Annotated in this window: 20 protein-coding genes; 18 read left to right on the forward strand and 2 right to left on the reverse strand. The window is 23.2% G+C overall.

All coding sequences use genetic code 11. The features are described 5' to 3' along the window. The first annotated feature begins 200 nt into the window (after positions 1 to 200). The 3 genes from EV215_RS01175 (at position 201) to EV215_RS01185 (ending at position 2,210) form a co-directional block, all read left to right on the forward strand. Positions 201 to 704, forward strand: a complete 504-nt coding sequence (locus tag EV215_RS01175; protein WP_134112069.1) for a 4Fe-4S binding protein — start codon at positions 201 to 203, stop codon at positions 702 to 704. Between the two features lie 9 nt (positions 705 to 713). Further along, positions 714 to 878: a 4Fe-4S binding protein gene (locus EV215_RS01180; protein WP_134112071.1), complete on the forward strand. Its 165-nt coding sequence runs from the start codon at positions 714 to 716 to the stop codon at positions 876 to 878. A 189-nt stretch (positions 879 to 1,067) separates the two neighbouring features. Beyond that, positions 1,068 to 2,210, forward strand: coding sequence for a M20 metallopeptidase family protein (locus tag EV215_RS01185; RefSeq protein ID WP_134112072.1), 1,143 nt, complete (start codon positions 1,068 to 1,070; stop codon positions 2,208 to 2,210). Positions 2,211 to 2,231: 21 nt separating this feature from the next. On the opposite strand, the gene EV215_RS01190 is transcribed toward EV215_RS01185, so the two are convergent. Together EV215_RS01190 and EV215_RS01195 are read right to left on the reverse strand one after the other, a co-directional pair. Then, positions 2,232 to 2,471, reverse strand: a complete 240-nt coding sequence (locus tag EV215_RS01190) for a cysteine-rich small domain-containing protein (protein WP_134112074.1) — start codon at positions 2,469 to 2,471, stop codon at positions 2,232 to 2,234. Further along, entirely contained in the window at positions 2,471 to 3,664 is a 1,194-nt protein-coding gene (locus EV215_RS01195; RefSeq protein ID WP_134112076.1) for a Mu transposase C-terminal domain-containing protein, read from the reverse strand. Before EV215_RS01195 ends, EV215_RS01190 begins: the two co-directional genes overlap by 1 nt. Before the next feature lie 316 nt (positions 3,665 to 3,980). Between EV215_RS01195 and EV215_RS01200 the strand changes: the two genes are divergently transcribed. From EV215_RS01200 to EV215_RS01270, 15 genes are all read left to right on the forward strand, one after another. Beyond that, the gene (locus EV215_RS01200; protein ID WP_134112078.1) at positions 3,981 to 4,241 is read left to right on the forward strand and encodes an HPr family phosphocarrier protein; all 261 of its coding nucleotides are present in this window, start codon (positions 3,981 to 3,983) and stop codon (positions 4,239 to 4,241) included. A gap of 19 nt (positions 4,242 to 4,260) precedes the next feature. Further along, complete coding sequence (gene ptsP / locus EV215_RS01205) at positions 4,261 to 5,961, forward strand: phosphoenolpyruvate--protein phosphotransferase (protein WP_134112079.1); 1,701 nt, start codon at positions 4,261 to 4,263, stop codon at positions 5,959 to 5,961. Between the two features lie 346 nt (positions 5,962 to 6,307). Further along, on the forward strand, positions 6,308 to 7,708 hold the full coding sequence (locus tag EV215_RS01210; protein WP_134112081.1) for an exopolysaccharide biosynthesis polyprenyl glycosylphosphotransferase: 1,401 nt from the start codon (positions 6,308 to 6,310) through the stop codon (positions 7,706 to 7,708). After that, entirely contained in the window at positions 7,695 to 8,723 is a 1,029-nt protein-coding gene (locus EV215_RS01215; protein ID WP_134112083.1) for a glycosyltransferase family 2 protein, read from the forward strand. Before EV215_RS01210 ends, EV215_RS01215 begins: the two co-directional genes overlap by 14 nt. Further along, the gene (locus EV215_RS01220; RefSeq protein ID WP_134112085.1) at positions 8,723 to 9,742 is read left to right on the forward strand and encodes an SLBB domain-containing protein; all 1,020 of its coding nucleotides are present in this window, start codon (positions 8,723 to 8,725) and stop codon (positions 9,740 to 9,742) included. Before EV215_RS01215 ends, EV215_RS01220 begins: the two co-directional genes overlap by 1 nt. Before the next feature lie 9 nt (positions 9,743 to 9,751). After that, complete coding sequence (locus EV215_RS01225) at positions 9,752 to 11,827, forward strand: AAA family ATPase (protein WP_134112086.1); 2,076 nt, start codon at positions 9,752 to 9,754, stop codon at positions 11,825 to 11,827. Positions 11,828 to 11,836: 9 nt separating this feature from the next. Continuing rightward, a complete protein-coding gene (locus EV215_RS01230; RefSeq protein ID WP_134112088.1) occupies positions 11,837 to 13,156 on the forward strand; it encodes an O-antigen ligase family protein in 1,320 nt (439 codons plus the stop codon). A gap of 14 nt (positions 13,157 to 13,170) precedes the next feature. Next, on the forward strand, positions 13,171 to 14,592 hold the full coding sequence (locus tag EV215_RS01235; RefSeq protein WP_134112090.1) for a flippase: 1,422 nt from the start codon (positions 13,171 to 13,173) through the stop codon (positions 14,590 to 14,592). Then, on the forward strand, positions 14,593 to 15,543 hold the full coding sequence (locus EV215_RS01240) for a glycosyltransferase family 2 protein (RefSeq protein WP_134112092.1): 951 nt from the start codon (positions 14,593 to 14,595) through the stop codon (positions 15,541 to 15,543). After that, the gene (locus EV215_RS01245; protein WP_134112094.1) at positions 15,540 to 16,148 is read left to right on the forward strand and encodes an acyltransferase; all 609 of its coding nucleotides are present in this window, start codon (positions 15,540 to 15,542) and stop codon (positions 16,146 to 16,148) included. The genes EV215_RS01240 and EV215_RS01245 overlap by 4 nt, the downstream gene beginning before the upstream one ends. 11 nt (positions 16,149 to 16,159) lie before the next feature. Beyond that, entirely contained in the window at positions 16,160 to 17,386 is a 1,227-nt protein-coding gene (locus EV215_RS01250; protein WP_134112096.1) for a glycosyltransferase family 4 protein, read from the forward strand. A 22-nt stretch (positions 17,387 to 17,408) separates the two neighbouring features. After that, positions 17,409 to 18,560: a glycosyltransferase family 2 protein gene (locus EV215_RS01255; RefSeq protein ID WP_134112097.1), complete on the forward strand. Its 1,152-nt coding sequence runs from the start codon at positions 17,409 to 17,411 to the stop codon at positions 18,558 to 18,560. A gap of 19 nt (positions 18,561 to 18,579) precedes the next feature. Then, positions 18,580 to 19,554, forward strand: coding sequence for a glycosyltransferase family 2 protein (locus tag EV215_RS01260; RefSeq protein WP_134112099.1), 975 nt, complete (start codon positions 18,580 to 18,582; stop codon positions 19,552 to 19,554). Positions 19,555 to 19,589: 35 nt separating this feature from the next. After that, positions 19,590 to 20,081, forward strand: coding sequence for a serine O-acetyltransferase (locus EV215_RS01265; protein WP_134112101.1), 492 nt, complete (start codon positions 19,590 to 19,592; stop codon positions 20,079 to 20,081). Positions 20,082 to 20,183: 102 nt separating this feature from the next. Continuing rightward, positions 20,184 to 21,587, forward strand: coding sequence for a hypothetical protein (locus EV215_RS01270; protein WP_134112103.1), 1,404 nt, complete (start codon positions 20,184 to 20,186; stop codon positions 21,585 to 21,587). The last annotated feature ends 15 nt before the right edge of the window (positions 21,588 to 21,602 follow it).

Consider the following 21,602-nt stretch of genomic DNA (forward strand, 5'->3'; position numbering starts at 1 on the left):
ATATTGAAAGGGAAAATGCAAATATTTTTTGATGTTTATACATTTAAAAATTCTAAAATCGAAAAAATGAATATTTATCGAACGATGTGTAAGCATAGTTAACAATATAAAAAAATAATTAAATTAAACTTGACATATTATAAAAAACTAATATAATATAAAACATATTAAAAAAATATAATATGTTTTAGGAGGTAGATATGAGGCAGAAATTATTAAAGAAAAAGAATCATCAGGAGTGGAGTTGGGTATTAATTTTTGCATTTTTTGCATTAGGAATAGTTGACTATCATTTTGGATTGCTAGGGTTAGCTTGTATGACAATTCCGTTATTTCATGCTTTTAAAGGACATGGAAAGATTCATTGTTCACACTATTGTCCAAGAGGATCATTTTTAGGAAAATTCTTAGGAGAATTCTCATTAAACAATAATACACCAAAATTTATGAGAAAAAAATGGTTTAAAAATATGATACTATTTATTATGATTGGTATGCTTAGTTTTTCTATGTATCATTCAGGCGGAAATCCTAAAAAAATTGGATTTGCAATATTTAGATTTATGTTAGCATCGTCAATAATAAGTGTATTATTAGGTTTAATGTTTAAGCCAAGAAGTTGGTGTCAAGTTTGTCCAATGGGATATAGTACAGGATTAATAAATGAATTAAAATTAAAAAAATCAAATAAAAAAGTGGCATAGGAGGTAAATATGTATATAATAGATGAACATACATGTATTGAATGTGGATTTTGTCAAAAAATATGCCCAAAAGAAGCTATTGAAAAAACAGAAATAGCTTATAAAATAACTGGAAAATGCGTTAGTTGTGGTTTATGCGTAAAAAAATGTCCGGTAGATGCAATATCAAAATAAAAACTTCTTTTAAATAGCTTTATTAAAATAAAACTACTTAAAAAAAGCTTTTGAAAATAAAAGAGTGTATAACAATACACTCTTTTATTTTTTTCATATAAGTTTGTAATGCTAAATTATTTGTATAAAAAGATAAAATATGTTATTATTTTTTTAATATTATAAAAAGCAAAATAAGGGGGAGTATGAATGCTTGAAGAAATAAAAAATGAGGTAAAAAATCATAGAAGAAAATTACATACCATACCAGAAACAGGTTTTGAAGAATTTAAAACATCTGAATATTTAAAAAATACATTAAAATCATATGGATTTGAAGTAAAAGAGATTTGCGAAACAGGATTATATGTATTTATAAAAGGTAAAGAAGATACAACAATAGCATTTAGGACAGATATAGATGCATTAAATATTGAAGAAGAAAATAATATAGAATTTAAGAGTATTCACAAAGGGAAAATGCATGCATGTGGTCATGATGGGCATATGTCTATTATGCTGGGATTTGCTAAATATTTATCCAGTATAAAAGAATTTAAAAAAAATATTTTATTAATATTTCAACCTGCAGAAGAAGGGCCTGGAGGAGCAAAAAATATTGTAGAAACAGGAATTTTTGATAAATATAATGTAGAAGGAATATTTGGACTTCATTTATTTCCAAATATAAAAGAAGGAGTAATAGCATCAAAATCTGGAGAATTTATGTCTGCTACAGCTGAAATAGATATAGATATATATGGAAAAGGTGGGCATGGTGCTATGCCACATACTGCCATAGATACTATTATAATAACCTCAAAACTTATTGAAGCATATCAAAGTATTATTTCTAGAAATATTTCTCCTATGGAAAATGCTGTACTTACATTTGGTAAAATAGAAGGTGGAACAGCAAGAAATATAATAGCAGAACATACCAGAATAGAAGGGACGATGAGATTTTTTAATAAAGAAGTATTTGAAATTATAAAAAATAGAATTTCTGAAATTAATAAAGGATTTGAAAAAGCTTTTGAAATAGAAATAAAAACTGATTTAAGGCCCCTTTATCCAGCAGTTATTAATGATAAAAATTTATATAGTAGATTTCATAATGCTATTAAAAATAGTGACTTAAAGTATGAAGAAATAAGAGCTATAATGCTTGCAGAAGATTTTGCATATTATCAAGAAACTATTCCAGGACAATTTTTCTTTTTAGGTACTGAAAATAAAGAAAAGGGTTATGACAAACCATTACATAATTGTAAATTCAATTTTGATGAAGAGATATTAATTAACGGAGTAAAAGCATATATTGCTATCTCTAAAGAATATAAACTATTTTGAACATATTAAAAAGAGAGTTTTTTAAAAAACCTCTCTTTTTAATATGTTCAAAATCAAATCATAATTTCCTTTTATATGTGGGACATTACAGTTGCTACAATCTTTTATGTTATTAATATATTTATAATTTCCACCACATTTTTTATCAAGTAAATATAAAGGACAAAAGCAAAATAAACAATTAAAGTTTTCTTGTGCGACATCTTTATGACAAGGGAAATATTCACAATTTTTATTTTGAAAAAATTTATAATTTTTCATTAATTATCTCCAAGATATTTAAGTTGGTAAATAGTTGGTTTAATATTAATTAAATCTTCACATTCTGCATCACATATATATATGTTTTCAATAAAAATCTTTATTTTACTAAGATCAAATGGGTTGATTATAATATTTGCATTTTCTCCGGTGTATAAGTTTAATAACTTATGTTTATAAATATAAGTTTGATATCTAATTATACCATTATTGATTTTTCTAGTGCTTTCAATTGGCTGAAGAAGAGCATTTAAATAATCTTTTTTTGTAATGATTTCTATTCTTTCTAAATTTTTTTCCCATTTTTCACTTTTATTAAAATTATAAATTTCATTTATATATTTTTTTATTATTATATCAAATTTTAAAAAAGTTATTTCTTCTTTACTATTTAATTTTAAATCTTTTAAAAAGATATTATTTAAATCTTGAAAAAATTTTTTCATTTTTTCTTCTTGTGAAGTGATAAAATTGATATCAATTTTTAAATCTTTTTTTATAGTTTCTATCAATTCTCTGTGTTGTATTTTAAAATTATTTAAAATATATTCTTCGGGTTTTCCGTATATTAAAAAAGAATTTGATTCATTTGCTAAAATAGCTGAACGAAGTAATGATAGAGCATCATTGAATTTAGCTTCTTCGAAAGTTAAATAATAACTACAAATTGCTTTTGAATAATTATCAAATATAATATGTAAAAAAGGCTTTTTATAGTTATTAGACAAACAATCATAGATATCGATATCTAATTGTTTTGAATAAAATTCAAAAATTTGATTTGAATATTTAGACTTTATATCTTTAGAAGCATATTTTTTTACAAAAGGATCTAAATTATTTATAATACGGTAAACGGTATCATAACTTATTTCTTTTTTACCTAAACTTTTTAAAAATTTATTTAGTTTTTTATGTGCATCTAAAATTTTTAAATTAGATTCAGTTTGATATAAAAAAGCTAAGTAATCTAAAATTTCTTTATCTACACTTCTAAAACTATTTTTGTCTTTTCTTACAGTTCTTTCTAATCCCATTATACCATCTTTTTTATATGCGCTAACCCATCTTTTTAAAGTACTATATGGAACTAATGATTCACGACTTACATCGATTAGATTTTTTTCTTTATCTAAAAAAGGTTTGATTATTTCAAATCTTTCTTTACTTAATAGATTATTGTTTTTTTTCAAAATTCTCACCTCAGATTCTATACAAATATTTTATCTTAAATATTTTTCTATGTCAATCAAGAAAAAAATTTTAAAAAAAAATAAAAATTTAAAAACCATAAAAAAACCTTTAAAAACAATAAATTTGTCTACAAAAAATATTTTTTTAAATAAAAAGGCTCATTTATTTTCAAAAAAACTTGACTTTTTTATAAAAAAATATTATTATTATATTAATCAAAAAACATTATAATAGCACTTATAAAACTAAAATAGAACAGTGTGTTGAAAAAACACAAAACAAAAATAAAATTATTAAATATGGAGGTATGTAATTATGGCGAGTAAAACAGTAATAATAACAAATGAAACAGGAATGCACACAAGACCAGCGAATGAATTTGTAAAAGAGGTAAAATCATTTAATTCAGAAGTTACTTTATCAGCAAATGGAAAAGAAGTAAAAGCAAAATCTTTATTAAAAATTTTATCATTAGGAATAAAAAAAGGAACAGAAGTGACAGTGACGGCTACTGGAGATGATGCTAAGCAAGCTGTAGAGAAATTAGCTGAGGTATTAGCTAACTTAAAAGATTAATTTTTAAGGAGAAGAGAGTATGGAAAAATTTTTTAAAGGGATAGACGCTTCCCCAGGTATAGCTATAGGTAAAGTTTTTCTTTATGAAGAAGTAGAGCTTGATATAAAAGAAATAAGTAATATTACTTTTGATGAAGAAAAACAAAGACTTTTAGAAGGTAGAGAAAAAACTAAAATTCAATTAGAAGCTATTAGAGAAAAAGCTAAAATAAAAATGGGTGATGATAAAGCGGCTATTTTTGATGGTCATATAACGCTTTTAGAAGATGAAGAACTTTTTGATGAAGTAGTAGAAAAAATAGAAGATGAAGGATATACTGCTGAATATGCTTTAAATGAAGGAATAAAAGAATATTGTGCTATGATAGCAGCATTAGAAGATGAATATTTAAGAGAAAGAGCTGCTGATTTAGGTGATATTGGTAAAAGATGGATAAAAAATATTTTAGGAGTAGATATTTTAGATTTATCAAATTTACCAAAAAATTCTATCATAATAGCAAAAGATATAACACCTTCAGATACTGCTCAAATGGATTTAGAAAATGTAGGAGCATTTATTACTGAAATTGGTGGGAAAACAGCTCATTCAGCTATAATGGCACGTACTTTAGAAATACCGGCAGTTGTTGGTGTAGCTAGAATTACTGATAAAATTTTAAATGGAACTGAAATAATAGTAGATGCAAATACCGGATTTATAATAGTTAATCCAAGCGAAGAAAATAAAAATAAATACTCTAAATTGAGAAAAGAGTTTTTAGAAGAAAAAGAAGAGTTAAAAAAAATAAAAGATAAAGAAGCTATTACAATAGATAATCATAAAGTAAATCTTTGGGCAAATATTGGAAGTCCAAAAGATTTAACAGGAGTGTTAGCAAATGGTGCTGAAGGTATAGGACTTTATAGAACAGAATTTTTATTTATGAATAGTGATAAATTACCTACTGAAGAAGAACAATTTGCTGCATATAAAGAAGTAGCAGAAAAAATGCAAGGTAAGCCTGTAACTATAAGAACTATGGATATAGGCGGGGATAAAGAACTCTCATATTTAAAATTACCTAAAGAAATGAATCCGTTTTTAGGATACCGAGCTCTTAGAGTATGTCTAAAAGAGAAAGATATGTTTAAAACACAACTTAGAGCGCTCCTTAGAGCTTCTAAATATGGTCAAATTAAAATAATGTTACCTATGGTAATTTCTTTGGATGAAGTCAGAGAAAGTAAAAAAATATTAGAAGAGTGTAAAAAAGAATTGAGAAAAGAAAATATAGAATTTGATGAAGAAATTAAAGTTGGAATAATGGTAGAAACACCAGCAACAGCATTTAGAGCAAGATATTTTGCTAAAGAAGTTGACTTCTTTTCAATTGGAACAAATGATTTAACTCAATATACTCTTGCAGTAGATAGAGGGAATGAAATTATTAGCGATTTATATGATACATATAATCCAGCTGTACTTGAAGCAATAAAAGTTACAATAGAAGGAGCCCATGCTGAAGGTATAACTGTATCTATGTGCGGTGAATTTGCTGGAGATAATAAAGCAACAAAACTTCTTTTAGGACTTGGTTTAGATGCGTTTTCTATGAGTGCAACGTCTATCCCACGAGTTAAAAAAGTTATTTTAGAATCAAATTATGATGATGCAAAACAATATGCAAATAAATTACTAGAAATGGATACTGCAAAAGAGATAATCTCTAATTTATAGTTACCTAATAAATACCAAGACATTGGTGTTTAAACCCTTTAATTCAATCTATCCCCCCTTATAATATATTTATAAGGGGGGTATTATTATAAAAAAAGATAAAGATATACCAAAATTGTAAAATAAAAATAAAAAATAATAAAACTTTAAAAAGTATGCATTTGGAGATACAATAAATAAATAAATATAAGTTCAGAATAAAGACTTATATATGAAAATTTACATAAAAAGTCCCGAAATTAAAAAAAATGTATTTATATCGAAAAAAGGTATTTACAAAATTAATGAAAAATGATATTCTAACATTGTGTGGTAAATATGTGCTATTATATAAGTGGGAGTGGTTATGTTGAAGAAAATTGAATTAAATTTTTTTGAAAAATACTTTTTAGTATTTCTTTTTTTAATAAACGATTTTTTAATTATTAATTTTTCTATTCTTTTTTTTAATAAAGTTACTTTATTTTTCGATAAATCTATTTTTAAGTCTATTTTTTTTAATTTTTCTCTTTTGGAAACTTTTTTATTAATATTGATTTTTTATTTTGAAAAAATATATAATTTTGATTTTTGGAATATATGGGAAGAACTTTATAAATTTTCATCTTCTTTGTTAATATTCGGTATTATTTTATCTAATTTTTGGTTAATAATTGATAAAAATTATAATTTTTATCAATTATGGTTATATTTATTGTTTTTATTTATTATATTTGTTATAAATAGAATGGTGTTAAGGTATGTTTTAAGAAAATTAAATTTAAATATAAAAAATGTAGTATTAATAAGTGATGAAGTAAATTTTGATAATATTTCTAATTATTTAGAGAATTTAAATTTTTTATCTTTTAATAAAATAAAAGGGTATGAAATTATTGATGATGTTAATAATATGGATACTATAAAAAAAGAGATGATAAAGAAATATAATAATATAGAAGAATTAATTATTGTTTCATCAAAATTAAATAAATCTACAATAAATGATATAGTTTTTCAATTTGAAGATATAGCTCCTACTATAAAACTTATTCCAGATTTTTATCAAGGTCATAATTTTTTACTCAATTTTTCATGGAATAAAGTAATCACTCTTGTTTCTCATAAAAATCTTATGAATCCTACAAAAAAAATAATTAAAAGAATAATGGATATAACAGGAGCTTTGATAGGCGTTACTTTATCAATCCCAATGTATACAATAGTATACTTTTTAATAAAAAAAGAAGATGCTGGAAAAGTATTTTTTGTCCAAGATAGAATAGGATTAAATGGAAAAGCTATAAAAGTAATAAAATTTCGAACTATGGTAAAAGATGCAGATGAAGTGCTAGAAAAAATGCTTTTGGAAAATGAAGAAGCAAGAAAAGAATATCAAAAAAATAAAAAATTAAAAAATGATCCACGTATAACAAAAATAGGAAATTTTTTAAGGAAAACAAGTCTTGATGAATTTCCACAATTTATAAATGTATTAAAAGGAGATATGAGTATAGTTGGACCTAGACCATATTTATTTAGAGAAAAAGATGATATGGGAGAAAATTATAAAAAAATTATTGCAGTAAAACCAGGACTTACAGGAATATGGCAAGTAAGTGGAAGAAATAATTTAGATTTTGAACAAAGATTAAAATTAGACTTGTTATATATAAGAAACTGGAGAGTATGGCTTGATATAATAATTATATTAAAAACTATAAAAACAGTATTAATAAAAAAAGGAGCTAATTATGATACAGAATAGTATAGATATAGTTATAATAGGACTAAATGCAGAAAAAACAATAGTTAGATGTCTAAATAGTATAGAAGGAGTTATAAAAGTAAATAGTGATAAAAAAATAAAAGTATATTATGTAGATGGTGGGTCAGTAGATAATACACTTTTATTAGTGAGTAGATATAAGTTTGTAAATATATTAAAGTTTAATAAAAAAAATCCTACTCCTGGAGCACAAAGAAATTTTGGATGGCAGCAAGGAAAAGGAGAATATGTTCAATTTATAGATTCTGACACTACTCTTGAATTAAGCTGGTTTAATGAGGCTTTAAATTTTATAAAAAAAGATGATAAAATTGGAGCCGTTTGTGGAAAAAGAGTAGAACTTTATCCATATATATCTTTTTATAATTGGATAGGAAATATTGAATGGAATCCAAAATTTGGAAATGTTTTAGAATTTGGTGGAGATGTTTTTATAAAAAGAGAAGTTTTAGAAAAAACAAATGGTTATAAAGATAGTTTAATAGCTGGAGAAGACCCAGAACTTTCTTATAGAATTAGAAATTTAGGATATAAAATTTTGAAAATTGATAGAGTAATGACATATCATGACTTAGCTATGATAAATTTTAGACAATATTTAAAAAGAAGTTTTAGAAGTGGATATGCATTTGCAGAAATCAACTATATGTATAAAGATATGTGGGGACAAGAACTAAAAAGAATACTAGTAAGAGGAGGAATTTCTTTAATATTATTCATTATTGCTTTATTATTTGTGATAATAGACTATAGAATTACTTTATTTGCTATATTGAGTTCGCTATTATTATTATTTAGACCAAGATTGTTTTTAGTAAGTAAGTTTATGATTCTTTATAATTTAAATAAAGATGAGGGTAAAAAATATGCTTGGCATGTATCGCTTGTTGTTTTACCACAATTTTTAGGAAGCATAAGATTTTATTTAGGAAAATTATTAAAAAAACCTTTAAAAAATAATAAGATGAGATTATCTACTGGAGGAATAAAATAGTGAGATTTTTTTTTATAATATTATTATTAATGTTAACAATAAGTTGTAGTAATAATAATACAAAAACTTTATATAATTTTAAAGATAATAATATTAAAAGAGAAACTATTAGTGATAGTGAAATAAAATTATCTTCTGCAGAAATAATAAAAAAATTTAATAAAAAAATAAAAGAATATAAATTGAAGCAAGGAGATATAATAGAGCTTATTCCAAATGATATATCATTTAGTAAATTAGAATTAAAAATAACTCCTGATGGAAAAATTAATTTAAAAGATATTGGAGAAATAATAGCAGAAAATAAAACTATTTTTCAATTGCAAAATGAGATAAATAAAAAACTTTTAAATTATTATGATAATTTGAATTATATAATCAATTTAAAGCAAGGGAATAACAGTGTATATGTTTGGGGAAATATTGCAAAACCTGGAGAATACAAGTCAAATTATGAGGATACTTTAATTAAAATACTTACTAAAGCAGGAGGAATAAATCTTAATTTTGAAGATTTAATGGATACGAAAATATATTGTAAAATTATTCGTAAAAATGAAGCTATTGTTATAGATTTGGTTGATATGATCATAAATAATAATCTAATAGGAAATGTATATTTAAATGATAATGATATAATTTACGTGTCTATTGATAAGATAAAAGAAAAAAATATATATGTTTATGGGGAAATTACTAGGGCAGGTAAATTAGAATATGAAAAAAATCTAACCTTAATTGATGTAATATTAAGAAGTGGAGGATTTACAAAAAACTCTGATTTAGAAAAAGTATATTATATACATAAAAATGATAAAAAATATGATATAAGAGTATTAAATTTTAAAAATATAAAAAATATAAATTACAATAAATTAATAGTAAAACCTGGAGATATGGTATTTGTTGAAAAAAATAATATGTCAAATTTTAATGATTTTTTAATTAATGTACTGGAACCTTTAAAAGCAATAAATTTATTTACAGATACAGCAGTCAATATTAATAACTTAAAATAGGAGAAGTTTATGAAATTAAAAAAAAGAAAACAGATAATTCCTTTTTATATTTTACAAAAACATATAATTTTAATTTTGATTGTGGGAATATTATCTTTTTTTGTTGTGTGGAATAAATTGAAAAACACAGTTCAGATATATTATGAATCAACAGGTATTTTAGAAATAGATCCAGTTATAGTTCCTACATTTTCAATAAATAGTTTTGAGGTATCTCAAAATAGTATTACTCAATATTACGAAAAATATGTAGGGACGCAAATAAAAAAAATTACAAGTAAAAAAATAGTAAAGAGTGCTTTAAAAAAATTAACAAAAGAAGAATTGAAAGCACTTTATGGTTCTGATGAGATAAATGATTTTTTAGTAAATATATTTATAAGAAAAATAAAAGTAGAATATTTATCTAATACACATTTAGTAAAAATTTCATTACAATCAAAACAAAAAATAGGAATTGAACATTTTATTAATTATTTAATGAAAGAGTATATAAATGAATCTAATGATAATAAAATAATAGAAGATAATTTTAGAATACAATATCTTATTGAAGAAAAGAAAAAAATAGAATCAGAAATTCAAGGGAAATTAGTTTTAGTAAAAAAAATTGCTCAAGAAATAGGAACTGGTAATTTTGATTCTAGTGATATGCCTTATAAATCAGAATTAAATAGTTTAGAAACTTCATATGTAGAAGTTTATAAAAATAAAATTGAACAAGAAAAAAAATATTTTGAATTAAAAAATGAGATAGAAACTATAAAGAAAATGCCAATAGAAAAAGAGATTAAATCTCTTTTAATTCAAGATAGTGTATATAAAGAGATAAAATTAAACTACATAGAAAAAATAAATAAATTAAATGATGAACTTGACTCCATTCCAAAAGGAAGTAATAAGGAAAAACAAATATTAGGAAAAATAAAAGTTTATCAAAATAAAATAGAAGAATTAGAAAAAGAAACGAAATATAATCTGAAAAAAAATATAGAAAAATCTAGAGAATATGACCTTAAAATAAAAGAACTTAATGCAAAAACAAATTATGAATCAGCAAAAAAACAAGAAGAAGCTATAAAAGAGCAACTTGAAGAAATAAGAGGAAAATATTCAGAAATTTCATTAAAAATATTAGAGGCACAAGAACTTAATTTTGATATATTACAATTAAAAACTTCTCTTAGTGAGATAAAAAATAGGATATCATATCTTATTTCTGAAACTAAAAATCCTGGTCGTTTAAAAATTTTGGAAAGTGCTAGCAAAGTATATGGACCAGCTGGAAATGATGCTATGAAAAGAAAGGTTATTGCGTTAGTATTAGCTTTTGGTTGGATATCGTTTTTATGTTTTATATATGAAATATTAGATCAAAGGATTAAAACTCCTCAAGATGTAAAATATGCATTAGGATTTTCGTCGGCATGGCCTATATCACATTTAAAAAAAGGAAATTTTATATCAGCAAGTTTATATAATACACATAGTGTTATATATAAAGCGATAAAAAGTCTTGTAACAAAATTAAATATAGAAAGAGAAAAACATGGAGCTAAAATAGCAGTGATAAATGGGGTGGATAAAAAATCTGGTGTAACAGAATTGATAATAAATGCAGCTCATACAATGAGGGAAAATTGTGATAAGGTACTTATTCTTGAATTAAATACAGAGAGTGCAAATATCGCTAAAAAAATGCATATAGACATAGATCGAAATTTAGGATTAAAAGATTATTTAACGGGGAAAAAATTAAATAAATGTATTTATAAAGATTATGAAAGAAATATAGATATTCTTCATATGGGCGGTATAATCAATATTACAAATAAAACAATAAAAGAAATTTTAGAAGATTTAAAACAAGAATATGATTTTATATTTATTGATTCAGCTCCAGTTATGCAATCAGCAATGACAGAATATTTGTTATTACAATCTGATATTGCAGTACTTGTTATTCATGGGAATTATACAACACATAGTAAACTTATAAAAACCGTTGAGCTTATAAATCAATTTGAAATAGACAGCTTTACAACAGTAATAAATTGGGGAAGAGTGGGAAAATTTAAAAGATAGGACAAAAATATGGCTAAAGCAATTATTTTGATATTTATTTCAATGTTAATATCAGCTAGTTTTGTATTAAAAAATAAAAGTGAAAAATCATTTATATATATTGTATTACCTTCTATATTTTTATTTCCAAATAGTTTTTTCTTTCAATTAAATAGTTTACCACTTATGGAGATAACGATTCCTATTGCATCACTTTTAGTTATCTCTGCTTGGTACGTTTTTTTTAAAATTTACGAAGCAAAATTTACTTATTTTGATTTTTTAATTTTACTTTATATAGTGGCTCAATTTATTATTGGAATAATAAAAGGTGAGTTTGGATTTAGTTTTCGAGTATTTCAAAGTGATTTAATACAAAACTATTTTTTGTATTTTTTTGCTAGATATTATTTTAGAAATAGTAAATTATTAAAAAAATCTCTTAAGATAATAGTAATAATAAACATATTAATGCTTATTTTTGCACCTATGGAGATGTTTCAAGGGAAATATATTATAAAATATTTTTGGTTAAGTAGCTATCCTTTTTTACAACAAGCGCCACGTTGGGGACTCAATAGAATACAATTATTTTTTCCACATCCTATAATCGCAGGGATTTGTTATTCGATTTTTTCAATAATTTCAGTATATTTTTTTGTACATACAAAGATAAAAAAAGAAAAAATATTTTGGGGAATATCAGTTGTTTTAACATTTATCGGTGTAGTATTTTCTATATCAAGAGGGACAATTGCTTTTTTAATGATATTTTATTTGGTATATTTTTTAGAAAGAAAAAAAATTAATTATAAATTTTTATTTATTATAGGAATAATATTTTTTATAGTATTTAAACAAGAATTTTCTAGTCATGAAGAAGTTCTGGATGATAGTGCAAATTATAGATTAAATTTAATTATGAATATAGATGAATTAATAGGTCAAAGTATGTGGATAGGTTATGGTGGAAATATAAAATATACTGGTAAAGTGGGATATGCTTGGAATAATGAAGATACGATGACAATAGATAATTTTTATTTATATCGGGTATTTACTGGTGGAATAATATCTCTTTCACTTTTTATGTTTCTTATTTTTAGAGCATATTATGAATATCTAAAATTAAAAGAGATAAAAGAATGTATATTAGAAAAAGATATGAAATTTGTAAATTTAGCGATAGTAGTAATTTTTTTTATTGTAATAAATTATTTCTTCGTAGCAAATATGTATACTACAGATCTTATATTATATATAATGTTTGGTATTATATCTGCAAACTATGAAAAATATATATTAAGTACAGATAACAAAGTAGAATATAAATTTAAAAGAATACTATAAGAGGAGCATAATAAATGGCAGAATCAATAAAAAAAAATGTACTTATGGTAATATTAAAAAATATATCATTATTAGTTTTTCCCTTAATTACTTTTCCTTATTTATCAAGAGTATTAGGTCCAGAAGGGATGGGGATTATTAATTTTGCTACAACTTTTTCAAATTATTTTATGCTTATTCCCACAATGGGTATTTCGATGTATGGAGCAAGAGAAATAGCTATAGCAAGAGATAATAAAAGAAAGTTAACAAAAAATTTTAAAGAAATATTAATAATTACATTATTATTTACATTTTCAATGTTTTTTTTATATTTAATAACAATAATTAGTTTTGAAAAATATAATAAAAATTTTGTTTTTTATTTAATATTTGGATTTGGAATAATAACAAATAGTGTTAGTATAGAGTGGCTTTATACGGGGCTTGAGAAGTTTAGCTATACAGTTTCAAGAGGAATAATAATACAAAGTTTATATATTATATCAATATTTATTTTTGTTAAAAATGAAAAAGATATAATTTTTATACCAATTTTATTGTTATTATCTAGTTTTATACAAATGCTGATAAATTTTTATTATAGTAAAAAATTTATAAATTATGATCAAAAATTTCATTTGAAAATTTATAGTAGAATAAAACCAATATTAATTATAACTATAGGAACTTTAGCGTCTACAATACAAGTAACAATGGATATTATAATGTTAGGTTTTCTTACAAGCGATTGGAATGTAGGGATATACAACGCAGCAATTAGAATAAATAGAATAGTAATAGGACTTTTAATAAGTTTAGGAGCTATTTTTTATTCGAGATTATCAAATGTATATGGAAATAATAAAAAAGATGAAGCAAATATAATATCTCAAAATTGGTTAAAGTACATATTGATGATAGTTTATCCGTCAATTATAGGAATATTTATTCTTTCGGATGAAATTATTTTATTACTTGCAGGTAATGAGTTTAAAGCGTCAATATTTACTTCGAGATTAATGAGTATAATAATATTATTCTCAGTATTAACAAATTTTTTTGCAATACAACTTTATTCTAATAAAAAGGAAAAAACAGCTATTAAAATAAATATTATAGGAGTAATTGTAGGATTTGTTTTTAATATTATTTTTATTCCATTATACAAACACAATGGTGCAGCAATTGGAACAATAATGATTAGTTTTATAGTTTCTTTTTTACATATGTATTACACAAAAAAATATATTAATATAAAAATAGATTTTAGAATTAAATATATTTTGTATAGTCTAATTATGGGAATAGTTTTGTTAAAAGTAAAATCATATTTAGACTATAAAATTTATATAAACATTTTAATTATAACATTTTTAGGTGGATTAATATATTTTGGAATATTGTTTATATTTAAAGAAATAAATTTAGAAGAGATAAAGTTAAAGGGGAAATAAATGGATAAAGTACAAGTATTAATGGCTACTTATAATGGTGAAGATTTTATAAAAGAACAAATTAATTCAATACTCAATCAAACATACAAAAATTTTGAATTACTCATAAGAGATGATAACTCTAGTGACAAAACAGTGGAAATTATTAGAGGTTATATAAAAAAAGATAATAGAATAAAATTAATAGAAGATAATAAAGGAAATATAGGTATAAATAAAAATTTTGAATTATTAATAAATATTAGTAATACAAAATATATAATGATAAGTGACCAAGATGACATATGGTTTAAAGATAAAATTGAAAGATCTTTAAAAAAAATAAAAGAAATAGAAAATGATAAACCAGCATTAGTATTTTCAGACTCTATACTTTATAAAAATAATTGTGAATTTGGAAATCATATAGGGAAAAAATTTTATAAATATAATGACTCTAAATTTCTAATGGGGATAAATATAGCACAAGGTTCTACAATGATTTTTAATGAAAAATTAAAAGAAAAAATTTTACCATTTAATTTTTATTCTGATTATTTGTATGATTTTTATATTTTTAAAAATGCAAAACTTTATGGTAATGTATATTTTATAAAAAATCCAACAATGTATTATAGAATACATAATAAAAACCAAATTGGTATAGGTAGTGACTATCTAAATATTATATCTAAAATTCGTGATGAATATTATAGATATTTTATATTTTATAAAAAAATTAAAGCAGGTGCTTTATTTTATAGTAAAACAAAAGAAAAATATAAAAGAGATATGAATAAAAAAATAGAAGTGTTTACACTAATTTTTTTATCAAATAAAAACAGGTTTATAAAATTATATTATTATTTCAAAGAGAAATTTTTTACATATAACTTTTATATAAATCTATTTATTGTATTAAATATATTTGTAAATAAATTTAATAAAAATCTCAAGGGGGAAGACTTGTGATAAAGAAAATAATAAGGAAATTAGTATATAAAATCGCAATAAGAGACAAGAAATATATGGGATTATATAGAAAAATATGTAAACCAAGAAGTGATGAATATGCGGAGTATTTAAAAAAAATAAATTACCTATATTCAATAGGTGAAGGATGTAGAATAAATCCATATGCTGGTTTTACAGATCCTAAATATGTAAAAATAGGTAATAATACATGTTTATCAGCGTGTACAATTATTGGTCATGAAGGAGCAGTAGCAGTTTTTGCAACAGCAACAGGAAAAGTATTAGATAAAGTAGGAAAAGTAGTAATTGGTGATAACTGTTTTGTTGGATATGGAGCAACTATTATGCCAAATGTAGTAATAGGAAATAATTCTATAATAGCATCTGGCTCTGTGGTAGCAAAAGATGTCCCAGATGGTGTAATTGTTGGTGGAGTACCGGCAAAAGTAATAGGACTTACCAAAGATTATATAATTCGCCTTGAAGAACAAACTAAAAAATATCCTTGGTATGATTTAATAAAAACAAGAACAAAAGTATATGATGACGAAATGGAAAAAGAGTTACTAAAAATGAGATTAAAATATTTTTTTGAAGAATAAAGGGGAACATTATGAAGAAAATACTTTATTTATGCAGTGAATATCCAGCACTTTCTCATACTTTTATTGATGTGGAAGTTGATGAATTATCGAAAAATTTTGAAATATATACTAGTTCTATAAATTATCCTAAAAATATAGAAAAATTTAGTGATGACTATGTAAAAAGATTGAATAAAACGTACTATATAAAAAAAGAAAATAAAAAAAATATTTTATTGATAGTATTAAAATATTTTATTATAAATCCATTAAAATTTATTAATATATTAAATTATACCTATAATCTTTCTGTAAAAAATGGAGTAAAAAATATTATTAAAGCAGTGGGATATTTTATAGAAGCAATACTTTTACATAATTATATGAAGAAAAATAATATAAAGCATGTACATATACATTTTGCAAATCCAGCAGCTACAGTAGCTTTAATTGCTAAAGAGTTTGAAGGAATAGAATATAGTATTAGTGTACATGGACCTGATGTTTTTTACAATGTAAAAGAAAATTTAATTGTTGAAAAAATAAAAAATGCAAAATTTATAAGAGCAATTAGTTATTTTTGTCAGAGTCAACTAATGAGAGAATCTACACCAGATTATTGGGATAAAATAAATATTATAAGGTGTGGTATAGATTTATCAAAATTTAATAATATAAATGAATTTGTAAAAGAAAAAAAAGAAAATGATAAAATAAATATTTTATGTGTAGGAAGAATAGTGCCAAGTAAAGGACAATTATTATTAGTAGAGACAGTAAAGAAAGTTATAAAAAAAACAAAAAATTTTAAAGTAACATTTATTGGAGGTGGAGAATATTTAAAAAATTTAAAAGAAAAAGTAGAGAAATCGAATTTGGAAAATTACATAGAAATATTAGGGCCTGTAAATAATGATAAAGTTATAAAAGCTCTTGAGAGTAGTGATATATTTGTATTGCCATCATTTGCTGAAGGAGTTCCAATAGTTTTGATGGAAGCAATGTCTAAGAAAATTATTACTATTTCTACTAAAATAAATGGAATTCCAGAACTTATAGATGATAAAAAAGATGGGTTTTTAGTAGAAGCTTCAAATATTGATGAATTAAGTGAATTATTAATTGAGATTATAAAAAACAGTGATAATTATAAAGAATTAAAAAATAATGCAAGAAAAAAAATAGAGAAAAAATACGATATAAGAAAAAATATAATTAAATTAAAAGAATTATTTGAAGAAAATATAAGTGATTAATAAAATTTAATTAGGAGGAAAAATGTTACTGATTGTTTCGATAATATTAGTTATATGTACTTTACCTGGTTTTTTGGAGATAACTTTATTAACTTTTTCTAATGTATTTTTAAAAGATAAAAAAAATAAAAAAATAAAAAAAGATATAAAGTTAGCAGTATTAATACCTGCACATAATGAAGAAAAATTAATAAAAAGATGTATTAAAAGTATAAAAAAATCTAGTGATTTAGGATATTCGTATGATATAATTGTTATTGCAGATAATTGCACTGACAAGACAATAGAGATTTCGAAATCTGAAAATGTAAAAGTTTTAGAGAGAAATAATAAAGAAAAAAGAGGAAAAGGTTTTGCATTAAAATATGCAATGGAAAAGTTAAAAAATGAAAATTATTATGGATATATTATCATTGATGCAGACAGTATAATAAAAGAAAATTTAATAGAAGAATTTGGGAATGCTTTTTTAAATGGTGCATTAGCAGTACAATGCTTAAATTTTGTAAACGAACCATATATTAGCAGAAGAAACAGTTTAATGCATTTAGCACTTATGTCAATGAATGGGCTTAGACCATTAGGCAGAGAAAAATTAGGAATTTCAGCAGGGATATTAGGAAATGGGTTTGCATTATCGAAACAACTTATTGATGAAATTGGATATAATGTAAATTCTATTGCAGAAGATATTGAATATCATTTAGAGATTATTAATTCAGGTAAAAAAGTAAAATTTCTAAAAGATACGGCTGTATATTCTGATTTTCCTACTACTGAAGAAGGAGCTAAAAGTCAAAGGGCTAGATGGGAAGGGGGAAAATTTTATTTACAAAAAAAATATTTTTTTAAATTATTAAAAGAGGTATTTAAAGGGAAATTTCATTTAATAGAACCTTTGTTAGATCTTATGATTTTACCATTAGCTTTTCAAGTAACGTTATTATTAATTATTGGAATTATAGGAGGAACTGGATTTAAAATTTATTCTTTAATAAATATTTTTATTATCTCATTTCATATAGTTTTATCTGTATTATATTTTGGAAAATTAAAGGATTTATTAATTATTTTTGAAGTACCAAAATATATATTTTGGAAAATTATAAACTTACCGTTGATATTAAGCCATTCTAAAAAAAATACAGAATGGATAAGAACAGACAGAAAATAAAGAAAGGTAATAGAATATAATGATTGATATATCTGTAATAATAGTATCATTTAATACGCGTGAATTATTAAAAAGATGCATAAATGAATTAAAAAAAGAAATTATGGAAATATCCCATGAAATTATAGTAGTAGATAATGATTCAAGAGATGGGACAATAGAAATGCTTGAAACAGAATTTAAAGATGATATTATCCTTAGAAAAAGTGGAGGAAATTATGGTTTTGGGATAGCAAATAATTTAGGATATGAAATGGCAAAAGGTAAATATATTTTATTATTAAATTCTGATGCATTTATAAAAAAAGGAAATTTAAAAAAGGCGCTTGAAAAAATAGAAAGTGATAAGACAATAGGGGTATTAGGTGCTAAGCTGGAATGTGAAAATGGTGATTGGCAACCATCACCAAGATCTTTTCCAACAGTTTTACAAGATTTTTTTGTACTTAGTGGAATAGCAAGTAAATATAATAAGTCGAGTTTTTTTGGGAAATCTTTAATGACATATAAAAATTTTAATAAAGAGTTTGAGTGTGATTGGGTAACTGGAGCATTTATGCTTATACGTAGTGATATTATAGGGAAAAAAATATTTGATGAAAGATATTTTATGTATTATGAAGAAGTAGATTTTTGTTTAAAAATAAAGGAAAAAGGCTATAAAATAATATATTATCCAGAAGTAGAGGTAATTCATTTAGGAGGAGCTTCAACGAGTATATTTTCAGAGAAGTTAATATCTAAAAATGGAATGCAGATGACATTATGGAGACTACAGAGTCAATATTTATATTATAGAAAAAATTTTGGATTAATAACAGCTTATTCATCTAAATTAATGGAATTAACATGGAATATTATTAGAACATTAAAAAATAAAAATAATAATTTAAAAAAAGAGGAATCAAGAATTATTATAAAAATGATTAAAAAGGCATGGGAAAATACAAAAGGTGGAAAAATTTCTCCGGCTTTTCCTTGGAAAGGATATTAAATTTATTGGGTGTGTGGAGTGTAAAGGAGAAAAATATGTTTGAAAATATAAGGGAAGATTTTCGGAATTATAATAAAAAAATTGAATGGGGATTTATTGCTATGCTAATTTATAGATTTGGAAGATGGAGATATAGAATAAAAAATTCTTTTATTAGAAAACCATTCTCATTAATTTATAAAATACTATTTTTTTATATAAAAGGAAAAGGGATAGAAATACCTTGTGAAGTAGAAGTAGGTAAAAATTTTAAAATTGATCATCAAGGAGGGATCATTATTAATGGTTACTCCAAGATAGGAAATAATTGTAGAATAAGACATAATGTAACATTAGGAATAGCTAGAGTTGGAGAAACAAAAGCTCCAATTATTGGAGATAATGTAGATATTGGTGCAGGAGCAATTTTAATAGGAGATATAAAAATAGGGAATAATGTTTTGATTGGTGCAGGAGCAGTTGTATTAACTGATGTACCGGACAATTGTACTGTAGTAGGAGTACCAGCAAGAATAATTAAGAGGTAAGAGATGAAGAAATTTTTTTTAATACTATTTTTGAGCATATATACGTCATTATTTTCGATGTCCATAGGTGTGAATGTTGATTGGATATATGACTGGAGTAATATGAGTTTATTTACAGACCTTATAAAACAAGCTAGAGGGTTTGGAGATAGTAATGAACCATGGAAAAAAATAGGCGAAATAAAAACAGATAATAATGGATGGCCGATAGAAGATTTTGGGATAGTTGTATACAGTGGAAGAAAAAATTATTATGATAAAATATATAATTTAACTTTTGATATTGTAGACAAAGTACCTGAAATAAAATTTATAAAATCAACTGGAACTATAAAAAATATAAAAATAACAAATAATAGATATAGTGCAAAACTTTATTTACCTAAAGATAATACACAATTAATATTGTCTTTTAAACATATAGGTAGTGGAATAAAAAATATAAAAATAATAGATGAAAAATATAAAAATAATGAAGTGTTTACTGAAGAATTTATTGAAATGCATAAATATTTTAAAGTGCTTAGATTTATGGAATTAAAAAGAATAAATGAAACTAGTATCGAGAATTGGAAAGATAGAACTAAAAAAGAAGATATTTTTCAAAATAAAAAAGATGGAATAGCATGGGAATATATAATAGATATAGCTAATACATTAAATAAAGATATTTGGATAAATATTCCATATAAAGCAAATAATGAATATATAAAAAGTTTAGCATTACTTTTAAAAAATGGCTTGAATAAAAACTTAAATATTTATATAGAATATAGTAATGAATATTGGAATACTATTTTTCCACAAAATACATGGTTAAAAGAACAGTATATAGAACAAATAGAAAAAAATAAGAATTTAAAAGAATATAAAGTGAAAAATGAATATTTTAAAGCAACATTAATTGCAGTAGAAAAACTTATAAAAATTAATAAAATTTTTAGTGAAATTTTTGGGAAAAGTGAAATAAATAATAGAGTTAGAATAATAATAGGTGCTCAAATTGTATGGACAGATGTAATAAAAACACAACTTAAATATATAAAAAAATATTATGGAAAACCAAATAAATACTTTTATGGATTTGCAGGGGGCGCTTATATAAATGTAGAAAATCCAGATAATAAAAATTTTAATGATATATATAATTTTATTAATAATAAAATAGAAAATTCACCATTAGATTTACAATACAAAGAAAATGTAAAAATTTCTAAAAAATACAATATAAAATTTTTAGCATATGAAGGTGGAATAGATATTGCAGGAAATGATTTTAAATCCAGTAATGAAATAGAACAAAAATTTATACAGACAGAAGATTATGTAAAACTTATGAAAAAATATTTAGATATTTGGGATAGATATACAGATAATAGCTTATTTATGTGGTATAAATCAGGGGCATCAAATAATTGGGGATTTGTAGAAAGTATGGATAATTTAAAAAATAAAAAATTTATTAAAATTAAAAAATTATTATTAGATGAAAATAAAAAGGAATAGTATTATTTAGCGATG

It is taken from the genome of Hypnocyclicus thermotrophus, assembly GCF_004365575.1.
GTDB classification, from domain to species: Bacteria; Fusobacteriota; Fusobacteriia; order Fusobacteriales; family Fusobacteriaceae; genus Hypnocyclicus; species Hypnocyclicus thermotrophus.